The following is a 17617-nucleotide window of genomic DNA, read 5'->3' as shown; positions in this document are numbered from 1 at the left end:
GTGGGGGGAAGTCGCGCGGAGAAATCCATTCGCTCCGCGAGGTGGGGGTGGGGAAGGGCGGCCAGTCCTCGGTGAGGCCGGAGTCGGGGTCGGGGTTGGCGTTGGGGTCGAATTCGGGGTCGCTTCGGTCTGTTTGGCCGTCGGCCGGGTTCGGTTCGTCGGTCGTGTGGGGGTCGGGTGATGCGAAGGGGTCGGGTGCGAAGTCGGTGGGGGAGTCGAAGGGGTTCGGCGCGAAGGGGGTGAGGGGGGCGAAGCCGTCCTGAGTGCCGTTGCCTCGCGCCGGGGGTGGCAGGGTTTCGCCCCGGTCGCGGGCGTTGGCGACCGCGCGGAGGCGGTCGACCGCGCCGTCCATGGCGAACTGTGCGGCGCCGAGTCCCTCCACCACGTAACCGCGTCGGGCCTGGCCGTTGTCCTCGAAGGCGGACAGGATGCGGTACACCGCCGAGAAGCCGCCCTCGACTCCCTCCGCGGCGACGGCTCCCCGGGTCACCACGCCGTGCCGGTCCAGCAGGACGCGGGCCAGGGCATGGGCGCGCACGGTGGGGTCGGCATCGCGGTCGGGGAGCAGGGACCAGCGGCCGGCGACGGTCGGCGGTCCGGTGCGGGACGCGGGGCGTGCGGCTGCCGTGAGGGAGCCGTAGCGCCCGCGCGGGACGGTGCGCTTGGCGCGGTGGGCCGTGGAGCCGGCGGTGCGGCCCGAGCCCAGGAGAGAGCGCATGGGGGCGAGCGTGTCGTTGGTGAGCCGTCCGGACCAGGCCAGGTCCCAGACGGCGTCGGCCAGTTGGGGGTCCGCGGCCTCGGGATGGGTCGTGGCACGGACCTGGTCGGCGATCTGGCGGAAGAACAGGCCGTAGCCTCCGGACAGGGCGTCCAGGACGGACTGGTGGAGCGCCGTCAGCTCCAGGGGGTGGGGCGGAGGGAGGAGCAGGGGGGCCGCGTCCGCGACGTACAGGGAGACCCAGCCGTCCTTGCCGGGGAGGGCTCCCGCGCCGGCCCAGACGATCTCGCCGGCCGCGGTGAGCTCGTCCAGCATCGCGGGTGTGTAGTTCGCGACGCGGGAGGGGAGGACGAGCTTCTCCAGGGCGGACGCGGGTACGGACGCGCCCTGCAACTGCTCGACGGCGCGCACCAGCCCGTCGATGCCCCGCAGACCGTGGCCCTTGCCGATGTGCTGCCACTGGGGGAGGAACTGGGCGAGCGCCGGCGGCGGCACCGGTTCCAGCTCGTGGCGCAGGGCGGCGAGAGAGCGGCGGCGCAGGCGGCGCAGGACGGTGGCATCACACCATTCCTGGCCGATCCCGGCCGGGTGGAACTCGCCCTGTACGACCCTGCCCGTCGCCGCGATCCGGTGGAGGGCGCCGTCGGTGACCGCCACGCCCAAACCGAAGCGGGCCGCCGCGGTGGCCGACGTGAACGGGCCGTGGGTGCGGGCGTAGCGCGCGAGGAGGTCGCCGAGCGGGTCCTTGACGGGTTCCGTGAAGGCTTCCGGGACACCTACCGGCAGTGCCGTGCCGAGCGCGTCGCGCAGGCGGCCCGCGTCCTCGATCCCCGCCCAGTGGTCGGTGCCCGCGACGCGGACCCGGATCGCGCGGCGGGCGGCGGCCAGCTCCTTGGCCCAGTGGGGTTCGGCGCCCCGCTCGGCCAGCTCGGCGTCGGTGAGCGGGCCGAGCAGGCGCAGCAGGTCGGCGACGCCTTCGGCGTCCTTTACACGGCGGTCCTCCGTGAGCCACTGGAGTTCTTGTTCCAGCTCGGTCAGTACCTCGGCGTCGAGCAGTTCGCGCAGTTCCGCCTGGCCGAGGAGTTCGGCCAGCAGACGCGAGTCCAGGGAGAGGGCGGCGGCGCGGCGCTCGGCGAGCGGTGAGTCTCCCTCGTACAGGAACTGGGCGACGTATCCGAAGAGGAGGGAGCGGGCGAAGGGGGAGGGCTCGGGGGTGGTGACCTCGACGAGGCGTACCTTGCGGGACTCCAGGTCGCCCATCAGCTCTACCAGGCCGGGGACGTCGAAGACGTCCTGGAGGCACTCGCGGACCGCCTCAAGGACGATCGGGAACGAGCCGAACTCGCTGGCCACCTGGAGGAGTTGGGAGGCGCGCTGGCGCTGCTGCCACAGTGGGGTGCGCTTGCCGGGGTTGCGGCGGGGCAGCAGCAGGGCGCGGGCGGCGCACTCCCGGAAGCGGGAGGCGAACAGGGCGGAGCTGCCCACCTGGTCGGTGACGATCTGGTCGACCTCGCCCTTGTCGAAGACGACGTCCGCCGCGCCTACCGGTGCCTGCTCGGCGTCGTACTCCGTGCCCGCCTTCATGGGTTCCTGGTCGAGCAGATCCAGGCTCATGAGGTCGGCGTCGGGCAGCCGTAGGACGATGCCGTCGTCGGCGTGCATGACCTGGGCGTCCATGCCGTACCGCTCGGAGAGCTTGGTGCCGAGGGCGAGCGCCCAGGGGGCGTGCACCTGGGCGCCGAAGGGCGAGTGCACGACGACCCGCCAGTCGCCGAGTTCGTCGCGGAAGCGTTCCACGACGATCGTGCGGTCGTCCGGGATGTGGCCGCAGGCCTCGCGCTGCTCGTCCAGGTAGGACAGCACATTGTCCGCGGCCCAGGCGTCCAGGCCCGCGGCGAGGAGGCGGAGGCGCGCGTCCTCCTTGGTCAGTGAGCCGACCTCGCGGAGGAACGCGCCCACCGCGCGGCCCAGTTCGAGCGGGCGGCCCAGCTGGTCGCCCTTCCAGAAGGGGAGTCTGCCCGGGACACCCGGAGCGGGGGAGACCAGGACGCGGTCGCGGGTGATGTCCTCGATACGCCAGGAGCTGGTGCCCAGGGTGAAGACGTCGCCGACTCGGGACTCGTAGACCATCTCCTCGTCGAGCTCGCCGACCCGGCCGCCGCCCTTCTTGGGGTCGGAACCGGCGAGGAAGACCCCGAAGAGGCCGCGGTCGGGGATCGTGCCGCCGGAGGTGACGGCGAGGCGCTGGGCGCCGGGGCGGCCGGTGATCGTGCCGGCTACGCGGTCCCAGACCACGCGTGGGCGCAGTTCCGCGAAGGCGTCGGACGGGTAGCGGCCGGCGAGCATGTCGAGGACGGCTGTGAACGCGGATTCGGGGAGTGAGGCGAAGGGGGCGGCCCGGCGGACCGTGGCGAGCAGGTCGTCGAGCTGCCAGGTGTCCATCGCGGTCATGGCGACGAGTTGTTGGGCGAGGACGTCCAGAGGGTTGGCGGGGACCTTGAGGGACTCGATGGAGCCGGTGCGCATGCGTTCGGTGACGACCGCTGCCTGGACGAGGTCGCCGCGGTACTTCGGGAAGACGACGCCGGTGGAGACCGCGCCGACCTGGTGCCCCGCGCGGCCGACGCGCTGGAGGCCGGAGGCGACCGAGGGGGGCGACTCGACCTGGATGACGAGGTCGACCGCGCCCATGTCGATGCCGAGTTCGAGGCTGGACGTCGCCACGACGGCGGGAAGACGGCCGGCCTTGAGGTCCTCCTCGACCAGGGCGCGTTGCTCCTTGGAGACCGAGCCGTGGTGGGCTCGGGCGATGACGGGTGGGGCGCCCTGGGCCGCTCCGGAGCCGCCCATGAGTTGGGCGGGGGCGTGGTGCTCGTCCAGCGGTTCGCCGGTGGCTCGTTCGTACGCGATTTCGTTGAGCCGGTTGCACAGGCGCTCGGCGAGGCGGCGCGAGTTGGCGAAGACGATGGTGGAGCGGTGAGCTTGGACGAGGTCGGTGATGCGCTCCTCGACGTGCGGCCAGATCGACGGCCGTTCCGCGCCCTCGGAGCCGTCGGCGACCGGGGAGCCGCCCAGTTCGCCCAGGTCCTCGACCGGTACGACGACCGAGAGGTCGAACTCCTTGCCGGACTTCGGCTGGACGATCTCCACCTTGCGGCGGGGGGAGAGATAGCGAGCGATCTCGTCGACCGGACGGACCGTGGCCGACAGGCCGATGCGGCGGGCCGGCTTCGGGAGGAGTTCGTCCAGGCGCTCCAAGGAGAGGGCGAGGTGGGCGCCGCGCTTGGTGCCGGCGACTGCGTGGACCTCGTCCAGGATCACTGTCTCGATGCCCGTCAGTGCGTCGCGTGCGGCCGACGTCAGCATCAGGAACAGGGACTCCGGGGTGGTGATCAGGATGTCCGGGGGGCGGGTGGACAGGGCGCGGCGCTCGGCGGCGGGGGTGTCGCCGGAGCGGATGCCGACCTTGACCTCCGGTTCGGGCAGGCCGAGGCGGACGGACTCCTGGCGGATGCCGGTCAGAGGGCTGCGGAGGTTGCGCTCCACGTCCACGGCGAGGGCCTTGAGCGGGGAGACGTACAGGACACGGCAGCGCTTCTTGGGGTCGGCGGGCGGGGGTGCGGAGGCTAGCTGGTCCAGGGCGGCGAGGAAGGCGGCCAGGGTCTTGCCGGAGCCCGTGGGGGCCACGACCAGCACGTCCGAGCCCTCCGCGATGGCCTGCCACGCGCCCGCCTGGGCGGATGTGGGCGCGTCGAAGGCGCCCGTGAACCAGCCGCGGGTCGCGGGGGAGAAGGCTTTGAGGGCCTGGTGCGCGGAGCTGACCATGTGTCCATCCTGCACCCGGGCACTGACAATGCGGCTGACCTGCGGGGATGCTGCGGTGGGGATGGGGTGGGTGCCTGCGGAGGCCTGTGCGGGGGGGGTGGGTTTGCTTTTTGCGCTTTCGGTTTTGGTGGGGGCGGGGCCGTGTCGGGGGGTGTCCGTCCTCGGAACGGCGCGGAATCGGTCTTCTGCAGGGGTGAACGTGTTGACGCGCCAACCGCTGCGGGCGGACACCCCCCGACACGGCCCCTTGCCGCCGTACGCGGGTGCAGGTGCGTACGGCGTCTCGTTGCCGCCTCGTGCCGCGGGCGAGTGCGGGTGCGGGCACTGTGCGGCGCTGGTGGCGGCCCGGCGGCGGTCGCCTCTTGGCCGACCGAGTCGGGTGGTGGGTTGCATAGGTCCGGGGGTCTGGGGGCGGAGCCCCCAGGGGCGTCGGCACCGGTGCCGGGGGCTGGAAACGTGGGGTGCCTGGGCTCGGCCTGCGCGCCGGTTGCGCCGACGCAGCGTCGGCAAAGGGGGTGCTGGGGCGGGCGTAGCGTAGGGGTATGACGACGTACGGATCCTTTCCCGGCACGCGGCCGCGGCGGCTGCGGACCACCCCCGTCATGCGGCGGATGGTCGCCGAGACCCGGCTGCATCCCGCCGACTTCATCCTTCCGGCCTTCGTGCGCGAGGGCGTTGCCGAGCCGGTGCCGATCGCGACGATGCCCGGGGTCGTGCAGCACACCCGGGACACGTTGAAGAAGGCCGCTGCGGAGGCGGTGGCGGCGGGGATCTCCGGGATCATGCTGTTCGGGGTGCCGGAGGAGTCGAAGAAGGACGCGCTGGGGACGCCGGGGACGGATCCGGACGGGATTCTGCAGGTCGCCATCCGTGATGTGCGGGCCGAGGTCGGGGACGAGTTGTTGGTGATGTCCGACCTGTGTCTCGATGAGACCACTGATCATGGGCACTGTGGGGTGCTCGACGCCGAGGGGCGGGTCGACAACGACGCCACCCTTGAGCGGTACGCCGAGATGGCGCAGGTCCAGGCCGACGCCGGGGCCCATGTGGTGGGGCCCAGCGGGATGATGGACGGGCAGATCGGGGTCGTCCGGGATGCCCTTGACCAGATCGGGCGTGAGGATGTCGCCGTCCTCGCGTACACGGCGAAGTACGCCTCCGCGTTCTACGGGCCCTTCCGGGAGGCTGTCGGCTCGTCGTTGAAGGGTGACCGGAAGACGTATCAGCAGGATCCGGCGAATGCGCGGGAGTCTCTGCGGGAGTTGGCGCTCGACCTTGAAGAGGGCGCCGACATGGTGATGGTGAAGCCGGCCGGGCCGTACCTGGACATTCTGGCGCGGGTGGCGGAAGCCGTGGACGTTCCCGTTGCCGCTTATCAGATCTCCGGCGAGTACTCGATGATCGAGGCCGCCGCCGAGAAGGGCTGGATCGAGCGGGACCGGGCCATCCTGGAGACGCTGACCGGCATCAAGCGGGCGGGTGCGCAGAACATCCTCACGTACTGGGCGACAGAGGCGGCGCAGCGGTTGTTGTGACGGCGCGGGACGGCCACGGGGTGCAACGGTTCGAACTCGGTCCGGCTACGGCTGGAACTCGTTCCGGGGAACGCACGGGGTGTGCCCGGTGGTGTTCCGGTGGTCTTGCGGGCTCCCTGGGGTGACCTTCTGGGGGTCTGTCCGGAAATCGACCCTCGGGGGTGGGGTGGTTTCGGGGCGGAGATCAAGTGCGGGGCATTGAAATGGGCGGATGTAACGAATTGACGAGTTCCCGTCAGCGTCCTTATCTTCTGCCACTGGCCTGATCCGTTCGGAGGGGTCTGAACATCGATCCCTGGGGGGATGCAATGAGCTGGTTCATCGAGGCACTGAAGAAGTACGCGGTGTTCAGCGGGCGCGCGCGCCGCAAGGAATACTGGATGTACACGCTGTTCGTGTCGATCATCTACATCGTGCTGGCGATCGTCAGCGCCGTGGCGAAGCAGCCGCTGATCGCCGTCGTCTTCTACCTGGCGATCCTCCTGCCGAGCCTCGCGGTCAGCGTTCGCCGCCTGCACGACACGGGCCGCACCGGCTGGTGGATCCTCATCGGCCTGGTCCCGCTCGTCGGCGCCATCGTGATGCTGGTCTTCCTGTGCAGCGACAGCGAGTCGGGTGCGAACAAGTTCGGCGCGAACCCGAAGGAAGCGCCGGCTCTCGTCTGACGCCCACGCTCTTGAAGGCCGCCCGGCCGGTGTCCGGGCGGCCTTCGGCGTTCAGTGCGCCGAAAGGGAGGACGTGGGGGACACGGTCGACGGACCCTCGTCGCGTACGCCCGTACCGTCCTTGCAGCCCGTCAGCACGAGCGCGAGGAGCGTGAGAGCGGTGGCGGCGAGGAGGCGGCGGGTTCGGGCGGACATGCGGGTCTGGCCTCCGTGGTGGGTGGGGGGCGGCGGATACAGAGTGCGGGGTGATCCGTGCCGAGGGCCATGGTTCGCGGGGGATTCGGGACGCCGGGGCGGTGGGATGGGGGATGACCTGCGGGGATGTTGCTTCCCAGGGATGCGGAGCGGGACGTCGTACGGTCGAAATCTGTGAAACGTGGTGGCGGGCACCATCAAGTGCCGTCGGGAGTTAGGTTGTTGACCGCCCGTCCGCCGACTCTCCGAGGAGACGCCCATGTCCGGTGACGCCCTCAGCCAGGACCCCGCCGAACTGAGAAGGAGGATCGACACCACCAAGGCGCACCCGGCCCGTGTTTATGACGTTTTTCTCGGCGGCAAGGACAACTACCCGATGGACCGCGCGGCGGCTGCGGCGGCGCTGTCCGCCAACCCGCGTGGCTACCTCGACGTACGGCACAACCGTGACTTCATGCGCCGTGCCGTGACGAGGATGGCCGCGGACCACGGCATCCGTCAGTTCCTCGACATCGGCACCGGGCTGCCCACCGGGGAGAACGTCCACCAGATCGCTCAGCGGATCATTCCCGAGTCGAGGGTGGTCTACGTCGACCACGACCCCGTCGTCCTCGCCCACGCGCGTGCCCTGCTGACCAGCGGGCCCGAGGGGCGTACCGACTACATCGACGCCGACCTGCGCGAACCGGGCCAGATCCTCGAACAGGCCGCCAAGACCCTCGACTTCGACGAGCCGATCGCCCTGTGCCTGGTGGCGCTCCTGCACTTCGTCGAGGACGGGGAGGCCTACCAGGTCGTGCGCGACCTGGCGGACGCGCTGCCCTCCGGCAGCCGTCTCGTGCTCACCCACCTCACCGACGAGATGCATCCCGAGCCGACCCGAGCGGTGCAACGGACCTACACCGAGCGCGGGTTCACCTTCGTGTTCCGGACGAAGGACGAGGTCGAGCGGTTCTTCACCCGGACGCCCGGCATCACGCTCGACGAGCCCGGAGTCGTCCCCGTCCACCAGTGGAACCCGGACCCCGCCCCCGCTCCGCCGGCCATCGATCCGGACGACTTCGAGGCGCTCGACGACATCGAGAAGATCCGCTACCGGGACATCAACGACGTGACGGACGACGACATCAACGTCTATGGGGCGACCGGCCTGAAGGGCTGAGGGCCGACGCGGGAGTGCCCGTCCGTATCGCGGAAACCTGCTTGTAGGCGGCACGTATTTCCTTAGGCTGCGCGGCACGGGTCGTTTTTCGTCCACCGTCGCAGTCGAAGGAGCCGCCATGACCGTTGCCGAGGTTGATGTCGTGCCCGCGCCGCCACTCGCCGCGCGGGCCAGGTCGGTCGGTGGCTCGGCCGTACGCGACATCCTCGCCGTCACCGCCCGCCCCGAGGTGATCAACTTCGCGGGCGGGCTGCCGGCGCCGGAACTGTTCGACGTGGACGGGATCGCGGACGCGTATCGGGCGGTGCTCGCTCAAGCGCCCGAGCGGGCGTTGCAGTACTCCACCACCGAGGGCGAGCCGGGGTTGCGGGCCGCGCTGGCGGGACGGATGTCGGTGCGTGGGCTGCCGACCGAGGCCGACGATGTTCTCGTCACGACCGGTTCGCAGCAGGCTCTGTCCCTGCTGGCGACCGCGCTGGTGGAACCCGGGGACACGGTCCTCGTCGAAAACCCCTGTTATCTGGCGGCACTTCAGGCCTTCGGCTTCGCCGGGGCGCGGGTGGTGGCGGTGCCGGGCGACGGGGAGGGGCTGGATCCGGAGGCGCTGGAGGATTTGGTGGTGCGGGAGCGGCCCAAGCTGCTGTACACCGTGCCGACGTTCCAGAATCCGACGGGCCGTACGCTGCCGGCCTCGCGGCGGGCCGCGGTCGCCGCCGTCGCCGCTCGGCGGGGGCTGTGGATCGTCGAGGACGATCCGTACGGGGAGCTGCGGTTCGAGGGGGAGCGGGTGCCGTGGATCGCCACGTACGCGGGCGCGGAGGACCGTACGGTCCTGCTCGGCTCCTTCTCCAAGGTCATGGCGCCGGGGCTGCGGCTGGGGTGGCTGCGGGCGCCGGGCTCGCTGCGGCGGGCCTGCGCGGTCGCCAAGCAGGCCGCCGACCTGCACACGCCGACGGTCAACCAGCTCGCCGCGGCACGCTACTTGGCCGACCGGGACCTGGACGCCCACGTCGTGCGGGTCGCCGGGGTGTACCGGGAGCGGCGGGACGCGATGCTCGCGGGGCTGGCGGAGGCGCTGCCGGAGGGGTCGGCCTGGAGCCGGCCGGAGGGCGGGATGTTCCTCTGGGCCCGGCTGCCGTCGTCGTACGACACGACTGAGCTGCTGCCGCGGGTGGTGCGGCACGACGTGGCGTATGTGCCGGGGGCGCCCTTCCATGCCGGAGAGCCGGACCGTTCGACGCTGCGGCTGTGCTTCGTGACGCAGACGCCCGAGGAGATCGGGGAGGGGTTGCGGAGGCTGGGGAAGGGGCTCCTCGGGGAGGACTAGGTCCAAAGGAGGGGGACGGTTCCTGCCCTCGGGCGCAGACGGGGGTGCGCGGTGTCCATACGGTGAGGGCATGTCCGATGACACTGTGGAGTTCGACCTCGACGCGTATCTCGAGCGGATCGGTTGGGAGGGGGAGCGGCGGGCCGGCGTGGCGACGCTGCAGGGTGTGCATCTGGCGCACATGCGAGGCATCCCCTTCGAGAACCTGGACCCCCTCAGGCGCAGCGCGCCCTCCCTCGAACCCGCCGACCTCATGGCCAAGTTGGTCCACAGCCGGCGCGGCGGCTACTGCTACGAGCACAACACGCTGTTCTCGCTGGCGCTGGAGGCGCTGGGCTTTCGGGTGACCCGGCTGGCCGCCCGCGTCGTCGTGGGCGCGGACCGCATCGAGAGCCGGCCGCGCACGCACATGGCGCTGCTCGTGGAGGTGCCGGGGGAGCCGGCGCCGTATCTGGCCGACGTCGGGTTCGGGGCCATCGGGGCGTTGCTGGAGCCGGTGCCACTGGTGGTCGGCGCCGAGTTCCCGGACGCGGGACGGCGACACCGGCTGATGCACGCGGAGGCGCACCGAGGGCCGTTGGAGATGTGGGTGCTCGAGGCGTACTCGCGGGAGAAGGACGAGGGGGCTGGCGCCTGGCGGGCGCAGTACGCGTTCACGCTGGAGCCGTTCGAGAAGCCCGACTTCGAGGTCATCAACTGGCACATCGGAACGAACCCGCGCTCGCCCTTCACCCAGCGCCTCTACGTGCAGCGTGTCACCCCCGACCGCCACCTCCTCCTCCACGGCCCGCTCCTCACCGAGACATGGGCTGACGGCACAGTGAGGGAGCGGGAGGTGACGGACGAGGCGGAGGCGCGTCGGGTTCTGGAGGAGGACTTCGAGGTCGCGGCTCCGGTGGGGATGACGCTGCTGGTGTGAGGGGACTGCCGGGTCAGTCCCACCAGAAGGACCAGGCGTGTTCACCGATGAGTTCCTTGGCATAGCCGCGCAGGTCGTCCGGGCCGTTCTGCAGGATGTTGTCCGGGCAGAACGCGAAGTGCTCGGCGGCGACCGCCTCGGCCTCGGCGGGGGTGGTGGGCGGGGCGGCGACGGACACGACCAGGGTGTCGGACGTGAGCGCCACGACCCGTATGCCGAAGCGGTCCTCCCAGGAACGCAGGACCGAGCAGAGCCGGGCCACGTCGTTGTCGTGGTTCAGCGGGCCGGTCCAGCCGATCGCCGCCGGGATGTCGGCGGAGCGGCGGGCCGGGACCAGGGCGAGACGCGGGTGGTGGAAGGCGGAGCCCCTGCCGCCGCGCACCGAGTCGGCGACCTCCGCCGCCCGCGCGTCCGGATCGACGGCCTCCCGGCCGGCGGGGGCGAGGCCGGGCCAGGCCCCAGCCCCGGCCCCGGCCCCAGCCCCGGCCCCGGCCCCAGCCCCGGCCCCAGCCCCGGCCCCAGCCCCGGCCCCAGTGAAGGGGGCGCCCGTCTCGTCGTGAGGGGCCTGCTCGTCGGTTGCCTCGGTTGCGTCCGCTGTGTCGGCTGTGTCGGCTTCGTCGTACGACGGCTGTTCGTCGGCCTCGTCGTGCGTGGGCGGCTCGCCCTCGCCCTTGGGCTCGACGAATGCTTCCCGGCCCGGGTGGTCCTCGTCCGCCCCGGCGGCGTACTCCGCGTACTCCTCCCAGAACTCCGCGAGCACGTCCTCGGCGTCGTGGTCCCCGGGGTACGACATCGACTCGGGCCGTAGCGCCCAGTTCTCCGGGCCGCCGCCATGCACGCCGTCCGTGTCCACGAGCACGGGCAGCAGCCCGACCCGCGCGGCGGGCGCCGCCAGCGCCGACCAGTCACCGGGGGACGGGGGCTGCTCGGCGTACCACAGCAGCGGTTCGTGCCAGGGGCCGTCGGGCGTCTCGTCGACCAGTCTCCCGGGCGGGAGTCGGAGGCCGAGGGTCGCAAGTCTCGGCAGGGGGTTGGGAAGTGTCGCCATGCCGGTGACTGTAGGGGTCGCCACTGACAGCGGCGGCGGCGGCCGGGCCGCTAACGTACGCGGCCCTCGAAGCACTCCCTCTTGCCACCCGCAGCGGGCCGGAAACATGCCTCGACGAGGGTTCCGGGGCGGGTCACGGCCATGGGGGTGTAGACGTAGGCCGCCGCGTCGACGTCGTCCTCGACCTCCGCGCTGCGGACCCAACCGCCCAGCACGTCACGACCGCCCACGGTCATCTCGACCCGGTCGCCGATCCGCGTGCCCCACATCCGCGCCCAACTGGTTCCGCACTCCGCGCTGAACCGCAGTTCCATCCAGGCACCGGTGGCCGTGCGGTGCGAGGCGAGGGTGTCCGGCGCGGCGGCGCACACCGTGTCTATCGGGTTCTTGCCCTCACAGGCGGCTCCCCGGCAGCGCGGCCCGGTCGCGGAGGGCGACGCCGACCCCCGAGGTCCGCCGTCCTGACGCGGCAGCAGGAAGAGGGCCACCGTCACGCCCCCGACGGCCACGGCACACACCGACGCGAGGACCGCCACGGCCGCCACACCCCTGTGACCGGCACGCGTCACCTCTGGCGCAGCCGGGGCCGGAACGGGAGTCGCGGACGGCTCCGGCTCCGCAGACCCACCCGTCCGCGGTGCTTCTGTCCCGCGCCCGCTCCATTCCGACTCCGCGATCTCCCACAGCGCCAGACACCGCCCGTCCGGTTTGCCGGCGAGATGGCACAGTTCCTGCACCGCCTCGCGCGGCGGCAGCGTCTTGCCGTTGAGATAGCGCTCCCAGGACGACTTGCTGAACGGGGTCTTCGACGCGAGGCCCGCCATGCTCAGGCCGGTCTGCGCCTTCAACTCCCGCAGTGCTGCGGCCAGTCGGGCGCATTCCGGCGACGGCGACGTCATCCCCGCAGGACTTTCCAGGTGTGCGGCCCGATGATCCCGTCCACGACCAGACCCGCCCGCCGCTGGACGCGCTCGACCGCGCGCTGCGTCAGCGGACCGAAGATCCCGTCGATGCCCCCCGGCGAATAGCCCGCCCTTTGCAGCAGGCACTGCGCCTCGGCCACCTCCGGCCCGGCGTGGCCGTCCCCCAGGACGGCGTCCTGGGTGCGGCTGTTGCCCGCGTACCAGCGGCCGTCACTCCGCTTCACGCGGCAGGTGTACGTGGACGCCGTCGGCGCCGACGACTCCGGTGCCGGCGACTCCGGTGCCGGCGCGGCTGACGAGACGAGGGGGGCCGCCGCTGCTTCGCCTCCACCGCCGTCGAGCCGTACGACCAGAAGGACCGCCGAGGAGATGGCCAGCACCAGAGCCACCGCCCCCGCCACGAGCGCGATGCGCAGCGAACGCCCGGGAAGCCGTGCGCTCTCGGCTCCCGCCGACAGGATCTCCGGCTCGACGGTGGCCGCCTCCGGCGCGGACGCGCCCGCGCGTCCGTCCCCCCACGCCTCGGCGGCGACTTCGTGCAACGCGAGCAGCCGGGTCGGATCGTCACCACCGATCCGGGCCATCGCCTCCACGGCCTCCGAGGGCGGCAGCGACCTGCCGCCCAGATACCGTTCCCACGACTTCGGGCTGTACCCCGTCTTCGCCGCCAGTTGCCGCAGACTCAGCCCACTGTGATCCTTCAGCCGGCGTAAGCGCACCACCAACTGCCGGACGCGCGGATCAAGTTCTGCGGGCAGCGCTTTCCAACGCGACATGTTCCCCCCACTCGCGCTCATGATCAGTGGCAGTGGTCAGCTGCCCCTGTGCGGTCGCATTCTGCATCAGCATCCACGGGACTGCATCGGAACGTGGTTCCTGCACCGATACGGAATCGGCCACCGCCCCCCGCAGCCGTCCCGCCGCACCGTCCCGGCGGACGGTGTCCCCGCAGGTCACAGGGTGGGGCATCCCGCGACGACGTCACTTCTGGGGCAACTGTGGCAGCGCTTGCCGCCCGCCCCGCACTCTCGGGTTGTCAGTCGGCGGCACGTCAGGTGCCGCCCCACCACCCCAAGGGGGAAGCATGCGATCGAACGTGTTGACGAGGACCGCCATCAGCCTCACCGCCGTCGTCGGACTCGCGGCCGGAACAGTGGCGGCCGCGGGTACCGGCTTCGCGGCGTCCCAGCCGGCCGCCAAGGCGGCGGTGAGCGCCCAGGACGTCTCCATCCTCGCGGTGAACAACCTCGGCCTGAACACCACCCGGGCCAAGAACTGGCAGTGCTGGCTGCGCGACGTGGGTTACAACCCCGGCACGATCGACGGGCAGCTGGGCACCAACAGCTGGAAGGCAGCGCAGCGGATGCTCAACGACTCGGGCTACAACGCGGGTAGCGTCGACGGAGCCGTCGGACCCAACACGATCAAGGCGCTGCAGCGCTTCCTCGGCGTCAACCCCGACGGGATCGCCGGACCGGCCACCAAGGCGGCGTTCTGGGACTTCAACGCCAGCGGCTGCTGAGCCGGCCTGACGACCGTACACACACCACGGCCCGTCCTCCCCACAGAAGGGGAGAACGGGCCGTGCGCCTGTCTCGGAGTGCCTCAGAGCCGCTCGGGCGTCCGGATCCCCAGCAGGGCCATGCCCTGGTGCAGCGTCCGGGCCGTGATGTCGCAGAGGAAGAGGCGGTTCTCCACCTGCTGCGGCGACTCGGCCTTCAGGACCGGGCACTTGTCGTAGAAGGTCGTGTACAGCGAGGCCAGCTGGTACAGGTAGGCCGCCAGCTTGTGCGGGGCGTACTCGCCCGCCGCCTCCGCCACGACCTCCGCGAACGCGTCCGCGTGCAGGCCCAGGGCGCGCTCCGCCTCGTGCAGCGACAGCTCCGGGTGCGCGGCGGGGCGTACCTCTCCGGCCTTGCGGAGGATCGACCGGATACGGGCGTACGCGTACTGGAGGTAGACGGACGTGTCGCCGTTCAGCGAGACCATCTGGTCCAGGTCGAACTTGTAGTCCCGGTTCGCCGACGTCGACAGGTCCGCGTACTTCACCGCGCCGATGCCCACCTGGGTGCCGCGCTCGGCGATCTCCTCCTCGGAGAGGTCCTGCGCCTTCTCCCGTACGACCGCCGAGGCGCGCTCGATCGCCTCGTCCAGCAGGTCCACCAGCCGTACCGTCTCGCCCTCACGCGTCTTGAACGGCTTGCCGTCCTTGCCGAGGACCGTGCCGAAGGCGAGCTGGACCGCATTGACGTCGTCGTTCAGCCAGCCGGCCCTCCGCGCGGTCTCGAAGACCATCTTGAAGTGGAGGGACTGGCGGGCGTCGACCACGTAGAGGAGGGTGTTCGCCTTCAGGTTGAAGACGCGGTCGCGGATCGCCGAGAGGTCGGTCGCCGCGTAGCCGTAGCCGCCGTCCGACTTCTGGACGATCAGGGGGACCGGGTTGCCGTCGGGGCCCTTGACGTCGTCGAAGAAGACGCAGAGGGCGCCCTCGGAGCGGACCGCCACGCCGGACTCCTCCAGGAGGCGGCAGGTCTCCGCGAGCATGTCGTTGTAGCCGGACTCGCCGACGATGTCCGGGTCCCGGACCTCCATGTCCAGCTTCTCGAAGACGGAGAAGAAGTAGATCTTCGACTCGTCCACGAACTTCTGCCACGTGGCGAGGGTGTGCGGGTCGCCGGCCTGGAGGTCGACCACCCTGCGGCGGGCCCTGACCTTGAACTCCTCGTCGGAGTCGAAGTGCCCCCGCGCCGCCTTGTAGAGGCGGTCGAGGTTCGACATCGCCTCCTCGCCGCTCACCCGGGTGTCCTTGTGGTCCAGCTCGTGCGGGTGCTCGTCCAGGTACTGGATGAGCATGCCGAACTGGGTGCCCCAGTCGCCGATGTGATGCCTGCGGACCACCGTCTCGCCGGTGAACTCCAGGAGGTGGACCGCCGCGTCGCCGATCACCGCGGAACGCAGGTGGCCTACGTGCATCTCCTTCGCCACGTTCGGCTGGGCGTAGTCGATGACCGTCGTGCCCGCGTTCTCGGCGAAGGGGACCCCGAGACGGTCGGCGTCGGCGTACCGCGCGGCCAGGTTCTCGGTGATCGCGCTGTCCGTGAGCGTGATGTTCAGGAAGCCGGGGCCGGAGACCTCGATGTCCTTGATCACGTCACCGGTGACCACCTGGGAGACGACCTGCGTCGCCAGCTCCCGCGGGTTCGCCTTCGCCTTCTTCGCGAGGGCCAGGATCCCGTTGGCCTGGAAGTCGGCCCGGTCGCTACGTCGCAGCAGCGGGTCTGCGGAACCGGCCTCCGGCAGAGCAGCCGAGAGGGCGGACGCGAGGCGCTGGTTGACGGAAGCGGTGAGGGACGTGACCGGGGCCATAGGAATGGTGCCGTTCTCCTCGTGGGAACAGGTGGGCCCGCCCAGTATCCCATGGGGCGTAAAGCGGTTTTCCCGGGCGCGAGGTGGTCTGGGAGAATGGATCGTCAGCCGTGCGACCGTGCCGGCTGCTCGTGTGGAAACTTCAGAGAAACCTTCAAAAAGAGGACGTGCCGATCGTGGCTCAGAGCACCGAGACCACCGACTGGGTCTCCCGTTTCGCGGATGAGGTCATCGAGGAGTCGGAGCGTCGGGCCCCGGGCAAACCGGTCGTCGTCGCGTCCGGGCTCTCCCCCTCCGGACCCATTCACCTGGGAAACCTCCGCGAGGTCATGACCCCGCACCTCGTCGCCGACGAGATCCGGCGGCGGGGCCACCAGGTGCGCCATCTGATCTCCTGGGACGACTACGACCGGTACCGCAAGGTGCCGGCCGGTATCGCCGGGGTCGACGACTCGTGGGCCGAGCACATCGGCAAGCCGCTGACCTCCGTGCCCGCGCCGAAGGGGTCCTCGCACCCGAACTGGGCCGAGCACTTCAAGGCCGCGATGACCGAGTCGCTCGCGGAGCTGGGCGTCGAGTTCGACGGGATCAGCCAGACCGCGCAGTACACGTCGGGTGTGTACCGCGAGCAGATCCTGCACGCGATCAAGCACCGCGGGGACATCGACGCGATCCTCGACCAGTACCGCACCAAGAAGGCCCCGGCCAAGAAGCAGCAGCAGAAGCCTCTCGACGAGGCCGAGCTGGAGGCCGCCGAGGGGTCGGGCGCGGCCAGTGAGGACGACGGCAGCTCCGGGTCCGCCGGGTACTTCCCGTACAAGCCGTACTGCGGCAACTGCGAGAAGGACCTGACGACGGTCACCTCCTACGACGACGACAGCACCGAGCTGACGTACACCTGCACCGCCTGCGGCTTCTCCGAGACCGTCCGGCTGAACGAGTTCAACCGCGGCAAGCTGGTCTGGAAGGTCGACTGGCCGATGCGGTGGGCGTACGAGGGCGTCGTCTTCGAGCCGAGCGGGGTCGACCACTCGTCTCCCGGTTCCTCGTTCCAGGTGGGCGGGCAGATCGTCGGGATCTTCGGGGGCAAGCAGCCGATCGGGCCCATGTACGCCTTCGTGGGTATCTCCGGGATGGCGAAGATGTCGTCGTCCCGGGGCGGCGTGCCGACTCCCGGCGACGCCCTGAAGATCATGGAGCCGCAGCTCCTGCGGTGGCTGTACGCCCGGCGTCGGCCCAACCAGTCCTTCAAGATCGCCTTCGACCAGGAGATCCAGCGGCTCTACGACGAGTGGGACAAGCTCGACGCCAAGGTCGCGGACGGCGCCGCCCTTCCGGCCGACGTCGCCGCGCACTCGCGCGCCGTGCGGACCGCCGGCGGCGAACTGCCGAAGACGGCCCGGCCGCTGCCGTACCGGACTCTCGCCTCCGTCGCCGACATCACCGCCGGGCACGCGGACCAGGCCCTGCGGATCCTGTCCGAGCTCGACCCGTCGAACCCGCTCGGCTCCCTCGACGAGGCCCGGCCGCGGTACGACAAGGCCGAGGCATGGATCAACACGCACGTGCCCGCCGACCAGCGGACCATCGTGCGCGACGAACCCGCCGCCGAACTGCTGAAGTCCCTCGACGAGGCCTCCCAGCAGTCCCTGCGGCTCCTCCTCGACGGGCTGGCCGACCACTGGTCCCTGGACGGCCTCACCCACCTCGTCTACGGCGTCCCCAAGGTCCAGGCGGGCTTCCCCGCCGACGCCACGCCCAAGGAACTCCCGCCGGAGATCAAGACCGCCCAGCGGACGTTCTTCGCGCTGCTCTACCACCTGCTGGTCGGGCGCGACACCGGTCCGCGTCTGCCCACGCTGCTGCTGGCGGTCGGGCAGGAGCGGGTGCGGGCCCTGCTCGGGGAGTAGCACCACGACAAGAGGCCCTCGTCA

At 71.1% G+C, this 17617-nt stretch carries 13 protein-coding genes; 7 read left to right on the top strand and 6 right to left on the bottom strand.

Features of this window, described 5'->3' with window-relative positions; genetic code table 11:
- On the bottom strand, window positions 1-4543 hold a 4543-nt coding region (locus ADK57_RS29405), incomplete at its 3' end, for an ATP-dependent helicase (protein WP_053752634.1).
- 542 nt (window positions 4544-5085) lie between these two features.
- Between ADK57_RS29405 and hemB the strand changes: the two genes are divergently transcribed.
- Window positions 5086-6078: a porphobilinogen synthase gene (gene hemB / locus ADK57_RS29400; protein WP_053752633.1), complete on the top strand. Its 993-nt coding sequence runs from the start codon at window positions 5086-5088 to the stop codon at window positions 6076-6078.
- Window positions 6079-6386: 308 nt separating this feature from the next.
- Complete coding sequence (locus ADK57_RS29395) at window positions 6387-6743, top strand: DUF805 domain-containing protein (protein WP_053752632.1); 357 nt, start codon at window positions 6387-6389, stop codon at window positions 6741-6743.
- Between the two features lie 51 nt (window positions 6744-6794).
- On the opposite strand, the gene ADK57_RS50630 is transcribed toward ADK57_RS29395, so the two are convergent.
- Window positions 6795-6938, bottom strand: coding sequence for a hypothetical protein (locus tag ADK57_RS50630; protein ID WP_199830711.1), 144 nt, complete (start codon window positions 6936-6938; stop codon window positions 6795-6797).
- A 259-nt stretch (window positions 6939-7197) separates the two neighbouring features.
- Between ADK57_RS50630 and ADK57_RS29390 the strand changes: the two genes are divergently transcribed.
- The 3 genes from ADK57_RS29390 to ADK57_RS29380 all read left to right on the top strand — a co-directional run bounded on the left by ADK57_RS29390 (window position 7198) and on the right by ADK57_RS29380 (window position 10346).
- Entirely contained in the window at window positions 7198-8100 is a 903-nt protein-coding gene (locus ADK57_RS29390; protein WP_053752631.1) for an SAM-dependent methyltransferase, read from the top strand.
- Between the two features lie 118 nt (window positions 8101-8218).
- Window positions 8219-9427 carry a PLP-dependent aminotransferase family protein gene (locus ADK57_RS29385; RefSeq protein WP_053752630.1) on the top strand — a complete coding sequence of 403 codons (1209 nt, stop codon included), beginning with the start codon at window positions 8219-8221 and terminating at the stop codon, window positions 9425-9427.
- 70 nt (window positions 9428-9497) lie between these two features.
- Window positions 9498-10346, top strand: coding sequence for an arylamine N-acetyltransferase family protein (locus ADK57_RS29380; protein WP_053752629.1), 849 nt, complete (start codon window positions 9498-9500; stop codon window positions 10344-10346).
- Window positions 10347-10359: 13 nt separating this feature from the next.
- Here ADK57_RS29380 and ADK57_RS29375 read toward each other — a convergent pair whose 3' ends face one another.
- Genes ADK57_RS29375 through ADK57_RS29365 form a run of 3 tightly spaced genes read right to left on the bottom strand, consistent with a single transcriptional unit; the run spans window position 10360 to window position 13093 of the window.
- Window positions 10360-11394 (bottom strand): DUF4253 domain-containing protein, encoded by a 1035-nt coding sequence (locus ADK57_RS29375; protein ID WP_053752628.1) that lies wholly within the window; start codon window positions 11392-11394, stop codon window positions 10360-10362.
- A 50-nt stretch (window positions 11395-11444) separates the two neighbouring features.
- On the bottom strand, window positions 11445-12293 hold the full coding sequence (locus ADK57_RS29370) for a helix-turn-helix domain-containing protein (RefSeq protein ID WP_053752627.1): 849 nt from the start codon (window positions 12291-12293) through the stop codon (window positions 11445-11447).
- The gene (locus ADK57_RS29365; RefSeq protein WP_053752626.1) at window positions 12290-13093 is read right to left on the bottom strand and encodes a peptidoglycan-binding protein; all 804 of its coding nucleotides are present in this window, start codon (window positions 13091-13093) and stop codon (window positions 12290-12292) included. The genes ADK57_RS29370 and ADK57_RS29365 overlap by 4 nt, the downstream gene beginning before the upstream one ends.
- A gap of 308 nt (window positions 13094-13401) precedes the next feature.
- Between ADK57_RS29365 and ADK57_RS29360 the strand changes: the two genes are divergently transcribed.
- Window positions 13402-13839 (top strand): peptidoglycan-binding domain-containing protein, encoded by a 438-nt coding sequence (locus ADK57_RS29360; protein WP_053752625.1) that lies wholly within the window; start codon window positions 13402-13404, stop codon window positions 13837-13839.
- An 83-nt stretch (window positions 13840-13922) separates the two neighbouring features.
- Here the strand turns inward: ADK57_RS29360 and argS are convergent, their stop codons facing one another.
- Window positions 13923-15683, bottom strand: a complete 1761-nt coding sequence (gene argS / locus ADK57_RS29355; protein WP_053752624.1) for an arginine--tRNA ligase — start codon at window positions 15681-15683, stop codon at window positions 13923-13925.
- Between the two features lie 167 nt (window positions 15684-15850).
- Here argS and lysS point away from each other — a divergent pair, with 167 nt between their 5' ends.
- The gene (gene lysS, locus ADK57_RS29350) at window positions 15851-17593 is read left to right on the top strand and encodes a lysine--tRNA ligase (protein ID WP_053752623.1); all 1743 of its coding nucleotides are present in this window, start codon (window positions 15851-15853) and stop codon (window positions 17591-17593) included.
- Window positions 17594-17617 lie beyond the last annotated feature (24 nt).

The organism is Streptomyces sp. MMG1533 (assembly GCF_001279775.1).
Classification (GTDB): domain Bacteria; phylum Actinomycetota; class Actinomycetes; order Streptomycetales; family Streptomycetaceae; genus Streptomyces.
The sequence above is the reverse complement of the archived record's forward strand: the minus strand, read 5'-3'. Positions and strand labels throughout refer to the sequence as shown.